General features: G+C 56.0%; 12 protein-coding genes. 5 read left to right on the plus strand and 7 right to left on the minus strand.

Annotated features, from left to right (window positions below):
• Window positions 1-28: 28 nt before the first annotated feature.
• Window positions 29-1,123 carry an ISAs1 family transposase gene (locus ACMHXI_RS12815; RefSeq protein ID WP_109248997.1) on the minus strand — a complete coding sequence of 365 codons (1,095 nt, stop codon included), beginning with the start codon at window positions 1,121-1,123 and terminating at the stop codon, window positions 29-31.
• Between the two features lie 100 nt (window positions 1,124-1,223).
• On the opposite strand from ACMHXI_RS12815, the gene ACMHXI_RS12820 reads away from it, so the two are divergent.
• Window positions 1,224-2,573 carry a hypothetical protein gene (locus tag ACMHXI_RS12820; protein WP_413735103.1) on the plus strand — a complete coding sequence of 450 codons (1,350 nt, stop codon included), beginning with the start codon at window positions 1,224-1,226 and terminating at the stop codon, window positions 2,571-2,573.
• Between the two features lie 15 nt (window positions 2,574-2,588).
• Window positions 2,589-3,263: a TorF family putative porin gene (locus ACMHXI_RS12825; RefSeq protein WP_413735105.1), complete on the plus strand. Its 675-nt coding sequence runs from the start codon at window positions 2,589-2,591 to the stop codon at window positions 3,261-3,263.
• Window positions 3,264-3,303: 40 nt separating this feature from the next.
• Here the strand turns inward: ACMHXI_RS12825 and ACMHXI_RS12830 are convergent, their stop codons facing one another.
• From ACMHXI_RS12830 to ACMHXI_RS12850, 5 genes are all read right to left on the minus strand, one after another.
• Entirely contained in the window at window positions 3,304-5,142 is a 1,839-nt protein-coding gene (locus ACMHXI_RS12830; RefSeq protein ID WP_413735107.1) for an SWIM zinc finger family protein, read from the minus strand.
• Window positions 5,139-6,248 carry a VWA domain-containing protein gene (locus ACMHXI_RS12835; protein WP_109247248.1) on the minus strand — a complete coding sequence of 370 codons (1,110 nt, stop codon included), beginning with the start codon at window positions 6,246-6,248 and terminating at the stop codon, window positions 5,139-5,141. Before ACMHXI_RS12835 ends, ACMHXI_RS12830 begins: the two co-directional genes overlap by 4 nt.
• Window positions 6,233-8,443 (minus strand): DUF5682 family protein, encoded by a 2,211-nt coding sequence (locus ACMHXI_RS12840; protein WP_109247247.1) that lies wholly within the window; start codon window positions 8,441-8,443, stop codon window positions 6,233-6,235. Before ACMHXI_RS12840 ends, ACMHXI_RS12835 begins: the two co-directional genes overlap by 16 nt.
• Complete coding sequence (locus tag ACMHXI_RS12845; RefSeq protein ID WP_025886825.1) at window positions 8,431-9,483, minus strand: AAA family ATPase; 1,053 nt, start codon at window positions 9,481-9,483, stop codon at window positions 8,431-8,433. The genes ACMHXI_RS12840 and ACMHXI_RS12845 overlap by 13 nt, the downstream gene beginning before the upstream one ends.
• Before the next feature lie 66 nt (window positions 9,484-9,549).
• Window positions 9,550-13,227 carry a DUF4132 domain-containing protein gene (locus ACMHXI_RS12850; protein WP_208157329.1) on the minus strand — a complete coding sequence of 1,226 codons (3,678 nt, stop codon included), beginning with the start codon at window positions 13,225-13,227 and terminating at the stop codon, window positions 9,550-9,552.
• 308 nt (window positions 13,228-13,535) lie between these two features.
• Here ACMHXI_RS12850 and ACMHXI_RS12855 point away from each other — a divergent pair, with 308 nt between their 5' ends.
• The 3 genes from ACMHXI_RS12855 to ACMHXI_RS12865 all read left to right on the plus strand — a co-directional run bounded on the left by ACMHXI_RS12855 (window position 13,536) and on the right by ACMHXI_RS12865 (window position 14,986).
• The gene (locus ACMHXI_RS12855) at window positions 13,536-13,793 is read left to right on the plus strand and encodes a hypothetical protein (protein ID WP_146144555.1); all 258 of its coding nucleotides are present in this window, start codon (window positions 13,536-13,538) and stop codon (window positions 13,791-13,793) included.
• Window positions 13,781-14,332, plus strand: coding sequence for a carboxymuconolactone decarboxylase family protein (locus ACMHXI_RS12860; RefSeq protein WP_052657923.1), 552 nt, complete (start codon window positions 13,781-13,783; stop codon window positions 14,330-14,332). Before ACMHXI_RS12855 ends, ACMHXI_RS12860 begins: the two co-directional genes overlap by 13 nt.
• Window positions 14,333-14,404: 72 nt before the next feature.
• Window positions 14,405-14,986 (plus strand): TetR/AcrR family transcriptional regulator, encoded by a 582-nt coding sequence (locus ACMHXI_RS12865; protein ID WP_208142444.1) that lies wholly within the window; start codon window positions 14,405-14,407, stop codon window positions 14,984-14,986.
• 1 nt (window position 14,987) lies between these two features.
• On the opposite strand, the gene ACMHXI_RS12870 is transcribed toward ACMHXI_RS12865, so the two are convergent.
• Entirely contained in the window at window positions 14,988-15,902 is a 915-nt protein-coding gene (locus ACMHXI_RS12870; protein WP_208142443.1) for a cation diffusion facilitator family transporter, read from the minus strand.
• Between the last annotated feature and the right edge of the window lie 6 nt (window positions 15,903-15,908).

A 15,908-nucleotide genomic window follows, 5' to 3' on the forward strand; every position in this document is an offset into this window, starting at 1 on the left:
CAGGGCGGGATTCCACTTTGCTTATATCTTAACCAAATAACAACTCTGAGCGAAATGTAGGACTCCAACCAGCACGGCGGCGCTTACCTGCCAGACTGTCTTTTTTGCCTTGGTGCTGCCTTATCGCACTCAGAGCCGCTCGGTTAAATAGGGCGAGATGCTTTGCGCCATCAGGATCCGTTACCTTCAGCGCATCTTCGCGGAAGACCACATCCAGCACCCAATGGAGCTGATTTTCTACCCCCCAATGCTCTCGAATAGTCCTCGCGGCCTCTTCGGCATTGAGCGGTAAGGAACTGACATACCAGCGTGAAGAACATGATGTTATTCCATCGACTGTCCGTTCACTGGCAACTTCGATAAATGAGGTGATGTGCGGCCACTTTTTCTTAAGTTCCGCTGATAATTCTGCTTCTATCTGCATGACTGTTCGGCGCTCCCTGCGGCCATGACCCATGTTGAACTGCTCAAATATAGCCAGTTCTGGCTGCTCATACGCTTTACTGAAGCTGGTTTTGACTGCTTCAAATAATCCCGGCTGGTTCGACTTGAGCTGAATAATGAAATCACCGTTCCCCTGTTTAATTTTGTTCATGGTAGACACCTGACAATGCAGTGCATCCAGCGTCAGAACGGCATTATCCAGTGCCATAGCATCAATCATGTTGCGGGCGACTTCAGCTTCTTTCCCTTTAGAATGTGAACTGTCTTGGTAAAGTGTAATGCCGTTGCCGACATCAAATGCGCTGACAACATGGAGTGCATTCTTAGCATCCTCACTCCACGCCCCGCGCAGGGTTTTTCCATCCAGCGCGATAACGGTTTTCCCTTCCGTTTGCCGTTGCTCATTGATCCAGCCAAATATGGCTTGAAGGAGCAGTTCGCTGTCCAATGCTTTGATTATATTACTGATACAATGCCTTTTAGGGATGCCATTTTCAAATTTTCGGTACAGACGGAGCCAATCTAGCTGTTCTTCTCCGAATTCCTGAATGGACTTCCACCCAGTCGCACCGCTGAGGATAGCACTGAGTGTCAGGAACACCACATCCACTAAATTATGCTTTAGATTGATGTCCTTACGGGGATCGGTAATCTGTTCTAGTTGTTTCAAAAGGGTCATGGTCATCTGTGGATTAAGGGCAAGGCAGATCAGATCATGACCAACCGTAAAAGTTCAATTTAAAGTGGGATCCCGCCCTGATTACCTAAGGGATAACAAGATGAAACCAAGAATACTGAATATGGCCACATATTCGGCAGGGCTGGCTGCGCTCCTTTGTCTGCTGGGGCAAGGGGTTCAAGCGGCAGGCAGCTGCCTGAATTGTCACAGTGATCAAGCCAAGTTACAGGCGCTGATAAAGCAGCATCAGCTGGAAAAAGAGTCGCTCTCCGTCGAGCAACAATCACTGCAACTCCTGGTAAGCCAAACAGATATGGGCAGCCATGCCGAACTCGGTTGCCGTGACTGCCACAGCAAGGTCGACAAGCCCGGGGACAGAACCTGGCACCCAAGCGTTCTGGCCGATCCCAGTGCCGATGGTGGCAGTGTCTGTGGCGATTGCCATGGCGAGGAGATGATCACCAACTTCCGTCACTCACTGCATTTCACAGTCAATGGTGTCGCCAAAGGCTTGATGGAAAGGTTGCAGCAGACTCCAGAGCGGGCCCAGTTATTTGAACAGATGCATAACGGCGAAGAAGGCTGCGCCAGTTGTCACGCAACCTGTGGCCAGTGCCATGTCAGTGCTCCCGACTTCGCCGGTGGCGGCCTTTTGAACAAGCACGCCTTTGTCGCGACTCCGGATCCGGTCAAAACCTGTGAAACCTGCCACTATGAAAATGCCGAGCAGCACAAAGAGCAAGATGTGCACGTCACCAAGCACGATATGAGCTGTATCGACTGTCACAGTGCCCAGCAGGAATTCCACGGTCGGGACATCAAGCAGATCCCCGAAGGCAGACTCTACAGCGAAGGCCCGGACAGCAACAAGACCGGCCCTTACGAGCAGACCCAGAAACGCGACATAGTAGCGGTGAAATGTGAAGACTGCCACCAGGATAAAGTCGCCGATCACACCGAACTTCTGAGCGGCAAGGCATCGCCCATAGATCACAATGCCAAGCTGAAGTGTACCGCCTGCCACACCCAGCCCTACAGCAACTGCTTCGGTTGCCATCAGGACGACACCTTGTCTGTGGGCAACTGGCAGAGTCTCAAGACAGCCGAGACTCCGGAGCAAAACATCAAACTGGGGCTAAGCATAGCCAATGATAAAAACAGCAAGCTGATCCCGCTGAGCCATTCGGCCGGGATCAGTATCGATGCCGGGGTCAAGGTGGATCTCAAAGATCCGGCCACCAAATCCTATTGGGAGCCCTTTTCTACTCACTTTACCGCCAAGAACCCTCTGGCCACCAAGCAGGCACGCGAAAGTGGGCGCATGTGTGAAAACTGCCACAACACTGATGAGGATATCTTCCTCAAAGAAAGCGATTTGCGCTTGGGAGAGACAGATCCCGTCTCCGAAAGCCAATGGATAGTCCCTAAAGAACGTTTACCCAAACACTGAGCCCAGGAGCCGAACATGAAACATAAGATGATAATCAGTTTACTGCTGTGCGGCCTTGGCGGCATGCAATACGCTCAGGCCCAGGAAAGCGCCTTTCAGACCTCAGGAGTGATCATGGGGCTGAGCAACTATCTGTGGCGTGGCCTGACCATCAGCGATGACAAACCCTCACTGCAGGCCGATATCATGTTGGAGCATGAGACAGGTTTCTATGCCGGAGTCTCCTTTGAAACCTATAGGTATCAAGGTGATGAGGGGATAGAGAAGGATTATGAAATCGACTACTACGCGGGTTACTACCTGACGGTCAGCGACGAGTTGGGCTTTGGCTTCAATGCCATGCGTTACACCTATGGCGACAGTCACTCCAATCTCGAATATGCCCTATCCATGGATTACAACAGCTTAAACTTGGCGCTCAACTATGATCAGGACTTTGAAACCTGGTACAGCGAGGCCAACTATGCGCTGCCGCTGGCGCAGTATGGCGAGCTGGTTATCCATGGCGGCTATTACTTCGATGCCGAAACCATGGGCTTTGAAGATAAGGGGGAACTGCAAGACAGCGCCTACGATTTGGCGCTGCGCTACAGCTATCCCCTGTTGTCACAGCTGGATCTACTGCTGGAAGCCAGCTATCAGGAGTTTGAGTACGACCACTATATGATAGGACTCGCGTTCAACTTCTAATCAAAGCTAGCTGACGACGAATTCCTCACCATAACAATAATTAGCAACTCCCAAACTCTTGCCCCGCCCCTGCTGCGGGGCTTTTTTTAGATTCATCGCAGCCCTCCGGATAATGCACCGGCTTGATCAGGCACATAGCGAGCATTTTCTCGGCGCAATAGGCGGCGCGCAGATAGTCCCGCGCTTTAGCTCCCTTGAGGTTGTGACTCAGCGTCATCAGCCCGAGACGCTCGGCCCTTTGCGCCAATGTTGGCCTTGGTGCCGGCAGACCATCGGCCAGCTCATCCAGCACCCCATGCAGGGTTTGCTGCATCAGGCCCAGGCGCGGCAGCGGCGCCTGGGGGGCTGACGGCTCTACCAGCGCCTGCGCGAGTAGCTGCTGATCACCGGATTGGGGCAAGGTATCGAAAAAGAGGCTGAACCAGTTATTGAGCAGCAGGGACACAGGCCGCAGGTATAAGTGGCTGGCAGTGCGCTCTATGCGCGCCACTATCAGCTCGGGTACCCGCTCGCCCAGCAACTCCAGATTGGTCACGGCTCTTTGACTCAACTTGTTGTAAGGCAGTGAGAAACTCAGCAGCGCCCGCTCCCTGTCCCAATAGTGCAGTTCCATACACTGACTGGCCTGATTGAAACCACTCAGGTAGAGACCGCTCGGCCGAAAACACAGGTACTCCTGTTGCCAGTCTATCTCGCCGGCAACAGAGAGACTCACGGGCTCCAGCGGCTTGGTCGCTGGGTAGACCCGGGTATCCTGCAAACGCCGCAGGCGCCCCCAGGCATTGAGTTCGGCCTGAGCCAGGGTTTGGGTCTTACCCTGCCAACCCAGGGCCGACGGCGCGCCTGCCAGCATGGGCAGACCGCGAAATACGCTGCCATAATCCAGCCGCTGCTCGGCTTTGGGGCGGCTCTCGGCCAGAGTGATAAAACGCCCCTGCTCATCCTGCAATACCTGAGTCACACCATGGGCGCCCCCTTCGCTCTGCCAGGGGAAAGCGCCCAGCCCCAGCACCTGCTCTGGCGCTTGTTGATAGGGGCTGAGCGTCTGTGGCTGGCTGCCTTCCAGAGCCGCCAAGGAGCGGGCCAGACAGCTGAGCAGCAATTTTCTATCCCTGACGCCTTGGCCCGAGACATATTTTTCCAGCGTGCCATGCAGCTGTTTCAAAGCGGTCAGTGGCAGATTTTGCCTGTCCATGGGCACCAGCAGGAGTTCCAGCTCTACCAGGGACGAGGGTCGCAACCTCTCGATGCCGAGCTCAGTCATCTGCTCCAGCAACTTAAGGCAACGGCTCTTTAACTGATCGCGGCTCTGCTGCCCCAGATACTGCAACTGCGCCTGCTCATCGAGCAGCCATTGCGGCCATTCAAAGGCGATGGTCTGTTCTTGGCAATAGAGCCAGACGGCGAGCAGCGCATAACGCTGCGCCTCTTCGGTGCAGATAATATCCTGCAGCCCCTGTACGCACCGAAAATACAGCTGCTGCCCCTCCAGTTCGACGCAGACTGTGCCTTGCGCAAGCTTAATTTTCGCCGCCCAGCGGCGCTGACTCTGCTGGTACAGACGGCGAACCTGAGTCTTGCCCGCATCATTCAAAAGCTCGGCCAGATGGAGTTCCACCCGGGGCGGCTCTTCGGTGCGAGTCTCAGTGGATGCAGGCTGCTCCAGCAGATAAAGCGCCGCAGCCACTATGTGTTTACACAGGCCGGAGGCGCCGCAATCGCAGCGACTGGCGAGCGGGTTATCCCAATCCAGCTGCCCCTTTTGCCCTTCAAACTCAAAGCCATAATCCTGCATCTGCGGCTGGCTTTTCTCCAACGCCTTGCGGGCCCGGCGCACCAAACCTGCACTGCCGAGGCTGGTGAGTATGGTTTCATTCATCGGCGTAGCCCCATAGTCAGCGCCAGCCATTCGGCAAAGTTATCCGGGCTGAGTGAGCCTATCTCCATCCCCAGGCGCTGCAACTTGTCGGTGCTAAAAGTGCTGTAGAAAGGCTCGGCATCGTGATTCATGGCGGTCATCCCCAACATCTTGATACCACTGTCTATCATCCCCTGGGCCTGGGCCAGTAAGGCCTGCATCGAACCACCCTCTTCAAAGTCGGACACGGTTGCCACCACAGAGCGCCCCGGTTCGGAGCAGAGTTGCTGACAATAGCGCCAGGCCTGGGAGATTAGGGTGCCGCCGCCCAACTGGCAATTCAGCAACACTGACACGGGATCCTGGGCCTGCTCACTCAAGTCCACCACTTGGGTGTCGAACACCACCAGCGACAACTTCACCGATGGCAAGCGGGTCAGGATCCCGGCGATCACTGCCGAGTAAATCAGCGAAGTCGCCATGGAGCCGGACTGATCTATGCAGAGCACTATGTGCCATGGCAGTTGGTGCTGCTGACGGGCATGGAAATAGACCCGCTCGAAACAGACCTTCTCGCCATCAAAATGCTTGAGGTTGCGGCGAATACTGGTCTGCCAGTCCAGATTGGCCAGCCGTTTCACCGGACTGTGGGCCTGGCGGTTGAGCCTGCCACTCAAGTTGTTGATATAGGTCGGCCGCAGGCGGCGCAGCAACTCCTCGACCACCCCCTGAATAATCCGCTCTACCTGTTGCCGAATGGCCGGCTTGTGATGGGCATTGAGTTTCAGCAACTGCTTCAGCACCCCCATACTGGGAGTGATCTTTTCCAGCACCTGCGGCTGCTCCAACACCTGATGCAACCCAAAGCGCTCGACCGCATCGGACTGCAGCCTGTCGTTGACCGAACGGGGAAACAGGGTCTCCGCCGCCTCCAGCCAGTTGGTCACTGCCAACTCGCTTTCCCCCAAGCCTGCGCTTACCTTGAAGCCACGCTGCAGCTGGCCCTCCTGATAGAGCTGCTGCAACACCTCATCCTGTTGCTGTTGCCGGGAGCTGAGACGGGTATCAAGCGCATTGGCATAGCGCCCCAATACCAGACGCCAGCGCTGCTTCAGTTGCTCATCCATTGACTCAATCCTTGTTGCTCCAGGTCACTGCGCAGCTGCCGCTCCAGCGCCAGCCCCTGTTGAAAGTCCTGTTCAGATATCCCGTATTGCAACCAATTCAGGCCATTATCCCACTGATTCAGCTGCAGCAAACGGCGGCAGAGCTCATCCACCTCTCTGGCATCCAGCGCGCAGAACAAGCCCCTCATGGCCGGTAGCTTGTCGATAAACTGCGCCTCACTCAGCTCACTGAGCCAGTGATTCAGCATGGGCAACAGGCCATGGTCTTGCCGCAACCAGTGCGGCACCACCTTGAGCAGCGCCTCAATCACAGGGAAGGGATCGTTTTGGAGCTGCAATTGTTGCAGCAGTGGCGCCGGGTCCAACTTGTCCAGCTCGATAGCCAAGGCCTGCAGGACAAAATAGAGCACGGGTCGATGGGCGTTATGGCTTGTCAACCAGCGCAGTCTGTCACGCCAGGGAGACTCGAGCTCGTCCTGATGCAAGACAGCTACGCTCTGCAGATCCAACAGTAACTTCAGCGCCTCTTCATCGCTCAGGCGGTTGATTGCCGGTAAATGAAAGCCGACCTGATGCCACAGGGCTTTTTGGTAAGCCAGCAGCTCAATATCGGCAAACAGTGGATGATGCGCTGCCGCCAGCAAGGTCATAAAGCTATTGGCCAGTTGCTGAATGTCGCTGCATTGGCTTATCTGCTGCGCAATGGCATGGGCGCTCAGCTCTTCCGGCATCCCCAGATGCAGTGCCAACACCAGTTTTTCCACCAGTTGCTGCAAATCCTCCTGGGGCAACTCACTGAGCCGCCGTTTCACCACCAGCTCGAGACGTAGCCCCAGGCTGGATTTCTCGGCCAGTGCCACTTCCACCGCCGGAGTCCAATGATAGTTCCAATGTTCGTGGCGATGGTTGAACTTCAATTGCCGGATGACCGGCATGCCATTTTGTGGCCTGGCAAAACCGCTGCCCACAAACAGCAGCCGACACAGGAGGCGACGGCGCTCAATATGCTTGTCCGTCATGGCGTAGAGATCGAAGTGGCAGCGTCCCGGTTTATACGTCTGCAGTCTGGCCTTGCGACATAGCGCCAACACCTCTTCCACCAGCGGTAAACTGGGTTGGTCGGCCGGTAACTGCCCCAGGGCATCGCCGCTGAGCACCTTTTGCCAGGGTTCGAGTGCCGATGCCGACAGCTGCTGTTTAATCAGGCAGCTGCCCAGAGAATCCAGCAGATCATAGCTGCCGGGGCGCGCCAAGCCACGCAAACGACAGAGGGCCTGCAGATGTTCAAAGCAGTTTTTCTTATAGATCAGCGGCAGTTGCGGCATCTGCTCCAAGAGGTAGAGCAACCAATCATCGGCGTTCAATTGCCGCTGCTGAAACTGCCAGCGACAGAAGGCCGGATAAGGCATACCGGCGCCGTAGCCTTTGCGGGCATCCAGCAAGGCGTCATTGAAACGGATCACAAAGCTGTCTTGCGTGTCATCGACGACGATCGCCTCGGCCTCGTCGGCAAAGTTGATCAACGCCGGGGTATGAAAACCACCTGTGAGTACGGCCACTCGCTCATAGCGGCGGCGGGCCGCCTTGATATGGGCCCGCATCTGGGTTTCACGGGCCAGATCGCCCATCTCTTCCAGGCTGTCTGTGCCAAAGCAGGCACGGCTGGCGGCGCAGAACAGCAATACCTGGGTAAAGAAGCTCTCGGCCGAGGCGAAATTTTGTTGTTCAAACAAACGCTGCCAGAGTTCGTCGGCATCCCGGCAGCCCAGTTGTTGCTGTAGGCGGCGGCTGTAGTCCGAGCTTAAAAAGCGGCTATCACTCCAACGGTTGCTTACACCACCCTCCAGCGCCTTTTCATCCAGATCGATGAAGATCACCTCAATGCCCTGCGCCGTCGCCCAGCGCAACGCCTGCCATTCAGGGCTGTTCTCGGCCAGAGGGTAGTAGCTGCCACTCTGATAGATGGCAATAGGCGGCACCACAGTATCGCGCTGCAGCAGCGGCAGATGGCGGATAAAACTGCCGGGGGCTTCTATTAACACGGCCTGGGGCTGCTGGCGCTGCAACTGCTCCAGCGCCATGGCGGCGCAGGCGGGGCTGTGATGCCGCAGCGGCAACCAGCACACCCCGGGATCGGCCGCGGCGGCCTTGAGCAGTTCGCCAAACTCCTCTCTAAGGAGCATCACCTCATCCACAGCGCTTTTCCTGCCTGGAAGAAGGCTTGCCAGCCCTGGCGTTCACGGGCGACCACATCCATGTAATGAGCCAGCTTCTTCACATCGTCGGCCTTGTCCTTGATTAGCGTGCCGTGCATCTGCTGCACCAACTGGGCGGCACTCATGGGCTCTTGCCAATAGAGGCTGTGCAGGGCGCAGCCATGCACTATATTAACCGCCTCGGCCGTGGACAGAGTGGCATCCATCGCCTGCGGGCCGACGGTACTGCGAAGGTCGTGAAATACCCGCACCAGCAAGTCCACCAGCGCTTCATCCAACTGCACCTGTTGGCCGCTGTCCGCCAGACGTTGGCTCACCTGAGCCAAAATCAGCTGGCGCTCCAGCAGAGGATCGCTGAGCACAGGCACTGTCTCGAAGTTGAAACGGCGTTTGAGCGCGCTGGACATCTCGTTGACCCCACGGTCCAGCAGGTTGGCGGTGGCTATCAGGTTGAAGCCGGGCTTGGCCTGAATCGAGACGCCCAGCTCGGGGATACTGAGGCTTTTTTCCGACATCAGCGAGATCAGCACATCCTGCACCTCCTGCGGGCAGCGGGTGATCTCTTCGATACGCACCAGCTTGCCCTGCTCCATCGCCTGATAGACGGGGCTTTTCAGCAGGGCTTCCAGACTGGGGCCACCAGACAGCAACAGGGCAAAGTTCCAGCTGTACTTGAGCTGCTCCTCCGTAGTGCCTGCTGTGCCCTGAATGAGATACTCACTGCTGCCGCTGATGGCGGCGCTCAATAGCTCAGAAAGCATCGACTTGGCGGTACCGGGTTCACCGACCAGCATCAGGCCGTTGTTGCCCATCAGGCTGACAATGGCCCGCTCCACCAGGGCATCTTCCCCGTAGTATTTGCGGCTGATATCAAGCGCCGCATCGCCGCAGATAAAACGTCGCACCGCCCCGGCCGACATGGCCCAACCCGGTGGAATAACCCCCTTGTCGGCCGCCATCAAGCGTTGCAATTCATCCTGATAACGCTGCTCGGCATGAGCCCGAATGACTTGTTCCATCCTGTTTGCTTCTCCTTATTGGCTGCCACCAGTAAGGCAGCAGCCTAATCCATCCGTTATCGACCTTTACCAGGGCAGTTTCGATTCCCAGTCCGGATCTGCCACACACTTGTCGCCGACTTCACGATAGTCAACGGCGATGGCATTGAGCAGGTTGACCGGCACCTCGGCCAACGGCAGTTGACGGTAGCGGGCATAACGGCCGCGGGGGTTGGTCCGCTCCATGACCCTGATGTCATAGATGGCGGCGGCCTCGTTTTCTTCCGGCACGCAGTTACCGCTGAAGCCGAACTCCACTCTCAGCCCCAGGGTATCGAAACGCTTGAAGTAGTGATCAAAGAAACCGCCGTCTTCCGCTTCACCGCGCTGATAACCTTTCTTGGTCAACAGGCCACGCAGGGTATAGCAGTCGGTCATCCGGCCGCGCTGGTCATTGAGAGCCTCCTGGCCTTCAGTCAACGTCACTTCGGCACTTCGCAGCTGCTCGAACAGTGGCTTGACCTTGTAATCCTTGAGATGTGAACGCCAGGCATCCAGCGCTGCCTCCGGTAACAGGTTACCGCTCACCAGGCGTATACTCGCCGCAGCGGGCAGTTGCAGCTCTTCATCGTCAATATCGATAAAGGCGCCGTCTTCCGTGGGTCTGAAGGTTTGCCATTGACCATCAATCTCCACCTGCCAGAGGGTGCGCTGCAACAGGCGATACATGACCGGATGCTGATGCAGGTATTGCTGCCAGTCTGCGGCGAGCCAATGCCGCTCTGTGACCATGGCCTCATACAATCTGGCACTTTGCTGTTCAACCACCTGCTTGAGTTCTTTCTTGCAGTTGCTGAACCATTTTTTCACTTCGGCAATATCGCCTTCGTTATCGGTCTGCCTAGGTTGCGGCAGGCTCTTGAGCAGCTTGCCCTCTTCGTTGAGCAATCTCAGCTTGAGGTCGTCCCCGAGTGCCAGCGCCAAAGTACGGCTGCCGAATTCAAACGGGCTGGGCTGGGTCAGATGTTCGAGCCCGGCCGTCTGCACAGTGCGATCCGCCAGCTCATCCTGAGTCCAGCCGTTACGGGCCGCAATTTGACTGACTTGCGCCCGTGCCAGCTCCTGCACCGAGTTGGTGCGATAACGCCGCGAAATACTCAGCAGAAACTGAATCGCCACAGGATCGTCCGAGTTGGCCAAAGCCTGCAACATGGCCTCTATCTGTGCCCGCCGCTCATAGCGCTTCTTCATAAAGGGTTGGATCATGCCCAGCAGGGTTTGCGCATCGCCGCCAGCGATCAGGGCCAACATCCCCTTGTCTTTGATGGCCGAGCCCAAGAGCTCATTCTTTTTCTCGGCAAAGCGGACCTGAAACGCATCCTCAAGGGTCTTGTGTTGATACTCCTGACCCCAGTCGTATTTGGCCCAATGCTGATAAGATTGAAAAGTCTGCTGCTGATGCGCCTTGGCATATTCCAATGCCTCATCATCTGAAGGGCAACGGGTATCCTGGGCGATAAATGCCGCCAGAATAAAATGCCCAAGACGCTGACGGCTTTCGCTATCCAGCAGCGACAGATAGTGACTCAGCAATGGGTTGCCCTGAGGCTGCTTGAGCTTCACCGCCAAGACGACCCACCAGAACACCAGTTCGGGTTCGACCGGGCTGCCGTCTTCAAAACGGCATGCGGGCAGCGCTTCACGCGGGAACCAATCCATGGACTTGGGTGGCGCCTTTTTAAGGCCGGCCTTGGCTTCGGCCAACAGCGCTTCCTTGCCAAGGAACTGGCTGATATCGGCGCCGGTCTGCAACAATGCTTCCAGCAACACCACCCGGGTTGGCATATCTTTCTCTTTATTCAGCGCCTGGCTCAATGCCTCCTGCGCCGAAGCCGCCTTGAGGCGACCCAGCCAAGTGGCGGCCAGCACCCGGTTATCCTTGCTGCCGGAGGCCAGCTCAGGAGTAATCAGGTTGATATCGGCGCCGTGGCGTTCGGCGCAGTACTGAGCCGCCGCCTGTATGGCTTTGCGGCCATTGAAGGCATGTTCATGAACCTTCCTTTGCCAGTGCTGCGGCAGCTTGGGAAATTCTGCCAGAATCGCCAAGGTCTGTATCAATACCTGATTGGCATCGTGTCGATAGGTTCCATTGAACACCTGGCCATTGAGACCATGCTCTATATAGTCGGGGTTTTCGGCAAAGAAGGGCCAGATCAGCAGTTGTTCACAGGCGGCCGGCAACCAGTCACCTTCCCGGCCTTCGTAGCCAAACAGGGCTTCAATCAAGGCCGCGGCGGGTTGATTCTCTTGGTTGCACAGGCTCAAGAGTTGTCGTAAGTCCGTCATTCCCTGCAGACTTCTCAGAATATGTTCCTGGCTCAGCATACGCTCCCAGGAATGGCAGGAGAGCTCATGGCGTTCCATCCGCAAAATAAGCCTTAGACTGGCCTTGGGGTGCTCGTCGAGATCGGCGTGGCTGATCAGAGAATAAAACCCTGACAGAGATGATTGCCGGCCTCTTTCGAGGTCCATCAGCGCCGCTTGCAGTTGGGCACTACTGACTTGCTGCCAGCGTTGCAGACTTTTCCGGTCGTCGGCCAAATGCCTTTTGCGATAGCTGGGGGCATCTGGGTGCTCCGCCGCAGCGATATCGTTTTCAAGCTCTTTGATCTCTTTAGCCAACTGCTTTTCACACAGACCGAGCCATTCTTCAGGCACTTTGACGTTTTTATCAATGGCCGCAACGGCCGGAATATCCCAGCTGAACTGGTCACTCTGTTGCTGCCGGGTCGTGTTATCCAGCATTTTCGCCAGTGCCGTTTTTACCGCGGCGGATTTCTCTTCACTGTGCCAGCGCTGCAGCAAGGGGGTCGCTTCAGGATAGAGGCTGGCCACAACCAGCCAGTGGCCACGGGTAGCCGCCTTGGCGCCCGGAAATTCCCGCTCCAGAAACGCCAGCAACTGCTGTTGCGGGCTCTTTTTCAGCAGTTTCACGGCCTCTTCACGGACAGTCGCCGAACCATCGGCGGCCAACGCCATGACCAGCGGCAGCTGCGCCTGTGACAGGGTCTGACAGGCTTTATTAAGCAAAGCACAAAAGGTTTCGCGGCCGCTGAAATGTAACTGTTTCAACAGCTGCAGATATTCAGGATCTTCACTGAGCTTGAGCCAGTCGGTACTCTTCCTCAGCGCGGTGCGGAATGTATCGTGATAATAAGAGTCGGAACCTTCAAGAATAAAGGCTTCCAGCTCATGGGGCGGGTGCTCATATTGCGCGACCAGCGAGGCCAGATAGTCACGACAGGGCAGATCTTTGCCCGCCAAACGGCAACCGTAATACTCTTCCGCCAACTCTCGGAACAGCATCAGCACGCCATTGAGCCAGCCGCTCGAGGTGTTTTGCACACCGTAGATGCTTATATCTGGGTTGCAGGCATGACACACCAAGCCGAGACGGCGCATAACGGCCGCTTCATTACAGGCACCGGTTGCCACAAACTGGTTGATGGCTTCACGGGCCTGAATCAGCCGCTCATCATTTTGTCCGTAGCCATAGGGAACACCCGGCCGCGCCAGTGTTTCTCCAGCACTGAGCTGCTGGAGCTGCGACAGACACGCCACAGGTTCACCGGTCAAAATATACTGACTGACGGCTTGTGCCAAACCCGTTTGCTGCTCATCGATAATCCGGCAAGCGTCTAGCAGTAACTTGTCTGTATTGGGGCGAGTGAAGGCTTCAAGCTTGTTTTTTAATACGTCCAGCATCTCTCATATTCCTTGAGTCATTAGCAAATATGTCTTCCTTCCCCCAATAGCAGACATTCAGTAAACACCTGCTTAAGCCGGCGGTTGAGCCTCCTTTTCGGACGAGGAAGGGCAATTCTAACGGAAACGCAAAAACAATATCGTTTACAAAACACCCATTTACAGTTCAATGCCGCCAAATGTGATCTGCCCTCCCCCGGGATGACGCCATATTACCCATAGAGTGCGGTTGATTGACCTTAAAGCCGCCAGCGGCTTTAGCCACGCTAACAGCAAAATCAGTGATATCCGGCAAGGGGTCATGGTCAATGTCTCAAACCTTGTTTGAAAAACAGGCTAGCTGGAGATTGCAAACAAAAGTTACCAATGGTAACTTTGCACTTGTTACCATGAGTAACTTATTCAACCAAGCGCCGGTGCTTTCGTTTCATGGATATCCGTTTCATGGGTATCCGTTTCAAGGACAGACAAAGCAGCCGACCGGCACAGCTTGGTATTTTTTGCCGTTGCGCTCAAGCCGTAAACGGCCAATAACAGCAACAGGAGTTTTAGTGTGGAAAGGTTAACCAAGTGCACTCTGGACAATGCCGATGAACTGGCCAAACCCATATTGCAGGAGATCAAGAGTCGCTACGGCATGATCCCCAACTTCTATTCGGCTCTGGGCATAAATGGCGCGGTCATGAAGGGCTATCTGGAGTTTGAGGCCAATCTGGAAGAGCACAGCCTGCTGAGCCTGGCCCAGCGGGAGATGATCTCCCTGGCGGTTGCCAACTATAACGGCTGCGAATACTGTGTCAGCGGCCATAGCTTTTCCGGGAAACGTGCCGGACTCAGCCCCGATGCCTGCATCAAGGCGCAGCAGGGCAAGGCCGATAACCGCGAAGACCAGCTGCTGCTGGATGTCGCCCTGGCACTGCTGCAACACAGAGGCAAGTTACCGGACTCCTTGCTAAAGGCCTGTCTGGATGCCGGGATCAGTGAGGCCAAGGTGATGCAGGTCTGCGCCTGGAGTGGCCTGAATAACTTCAGTAACTGGGTTAACAACACAGTGCAGCCGAAAATCGACTTCCCAAGGGTTCCACTGCAACCCTATACTGAGTGACAAAAGAGAAGCGACAATGCGATGCATTGCCGCTTTTTCAATTTTATTAAACCAGCTATCTGTGGGGGATGCGTGAAGAAGAGAATGCTCAAAGATCAGCGCCGCGAACAATTGCTCGAAGTTGCCTGCGAGATTGTCCGCGAAGCCGGTACCGATGCGCTGACCTTGAACACCCTGGCTCAAAAAGCCGGAGTGACCAAGCCTTTGACCTATCGTCACTTCGCCACCCGGCAAGGATTGCTGGCACAGATGTACCGCCATTACGACAATCTATTTGTCGAGGCGGTGAAACAAGCCGCAGCGGAGCAAAAAGCCTCGCTGGCAAAGTTATGCACCCTGGTCTGCCGCGCCTATCTGGACTGCGCCGTACGCTGCGGCCCGGAGTATGAGGCGATAGTTGCGGCGCTGCGCGGCTATCCCGAGTATCAGAACATCACCACAGATATTCGCGACTTCTTCACCGACTTCTACAGCGAACTCTTTGCCGATTACCTCAAGCTGCCTGCGCCACAAGGCAAGCTGCTGTGCTGGGCCATACATGGCGCCATCAATGAAGTCGCCAATGCCGTGGCCTGCGGCCATGCCCAGCCGCAAGAAGCAACAACCAGGCTAAGCCAACTGCTGCAGCGCATGCTCGGCGCCGACGGATGCTGATTCAGGCAAACCTGCACTCAAGCGTTATCTCAGCCCCCAGGGTGCGTCGGCTCAACCAACGCCTGAGCCGCTGCTGCACCAATGGCAATTCACCGTCCAGCCCAGGCTCCAGATAGACCACCACAGTCAACACGTTTTGCTTTTCATCCAAACGCCACAGATGCATGGACTCGACTCTGGCCACTTCGGGCCTGGCGGCCAATTGCTCCTGCAGCAGCTCCGGAGCCAAGCCGGCCGGTGCCTGCTGCATTAGAATGCGCCCGGATTCCACCAGTAACAGTGCACCGTGGTAGATCACATAGGCTGAGATCAACACAGTAACCAGGAGATCGACCCAATACCATTGGTAGAGGATAATAAGCCCGCCGGCCACCAGCACGGCCACAGACGCCATGGCATCCGACACATTGTGAATAAAGGCGGCGCGGATGTTCATATTGTCCTTGGCACCGGCGCTGTGAGTCAGCATGGCGGTGCCAATATCGATAATCAAAGCCAGTCCCGCCAACCAGAACACCAGCATGCCATCCACAGGTTGCGGGCTCCAGAAGCGCTGCAAGGCCTCATAGATAAGGTACACACCCACCAACAGCAAGGTTGCCGCATTGATAAAGGTGCCCAGTACTTCGGCGCGTTTATAACCGTAGCTCATACCGGGGTGACTGGCTTTCTGGCCTATTTTGCGGGCAATCAAGGCAATCAATATCGCGATGGCGTCACTGAAATTATGCAGCGCGTCGGCAATCAGCGACAAACTGCCGGCCAGAATACCGCCAAACAGCTGCGCCAGAGTGAGTAACATATTGATGATCACGGCCAGTCCCAAGCGGCGACTGCTGAGATCCGGGCCATGTTTGTGGGGGTGGCCGCTGCTCTCCAACTCCAGCGGCTGCCAATCTTGAGAAGATTTCTGCATAGCATG

The sequence above is a fragment of the Shewanella sp. BJSY2023SW005 genome, assembly GCF_047314585.1.
GTDB lineage: Bacteria > Pseudomonadota > Gammaproteobacteria > Enterobacterales > Shewanellaceae > Shewanella > Shewanella algae.

Coding starts and splice junctions, on each gene's coding strand:
- ACMHXI_RS12815 (WP_109248997.1), bottom strand. CDS start 1,123: ATGACCCTTTTGAAACAACTAGAACAGATTACCGATCCCCGTAAGGAC.
- ACMHXI_RS12820 (WP_413735103.1), top strand. CDS start 1,224: ATGAAACCAAGAATACTGAATATGGCCACATATTCGGCAGGGCTGGCT.
- ACMHXI_RS12825 (WP_413735105.1), top strand. CDS start 2,589: ATGAAACATAAGATGATAATCAGTTTACTGCTGTGCGGCCTTGGCGGC.
- ACMHXI_RS12830 (WP_413735107.1), bottom strand. CDS start 5,142: ATGAATGAAACCATACTCACCAGCCTCGGCAGTGCAGGTTTGGTGCGC.
- ACMHXI_RS12835 (WP_109247248.1), bottom strand. CDS start 6,248: ATGGATGAGCAACTGAAGCAGCGCTGGCGTCTGGTATTGGGGCGCTAT.
- ACMHXI_RS12845 (WP_025886825.1), bottom strand. CDS start 9,483: ATGGAACAAGTCATTCGGGCTCATGCCGAGCAGCGTTATCAGGATGAA.
- ACMHXI_RS12850 (WP_208157329.1), bottom strand. CDS start 13,227: ATGCTGGACGTATTAAAAAACAAGCTTGAAGCCTTCACTCGCCCCAAT.
- ACMHXI_RS12855 (WP_146144555.1), top strand. CDS start 13,536: ATGTCTCAAACCTTGTTTGAAAAACAGGCTAGCTGGAGATTGCAAACA.
- ACMHXI_RS12870 (WP_208142443.1), bottom strand. CDS start 15,902: ATGCAGAAATCTTCTCAAGATTGGCAGCCGCTGGAGTTGGAGAGCAGC.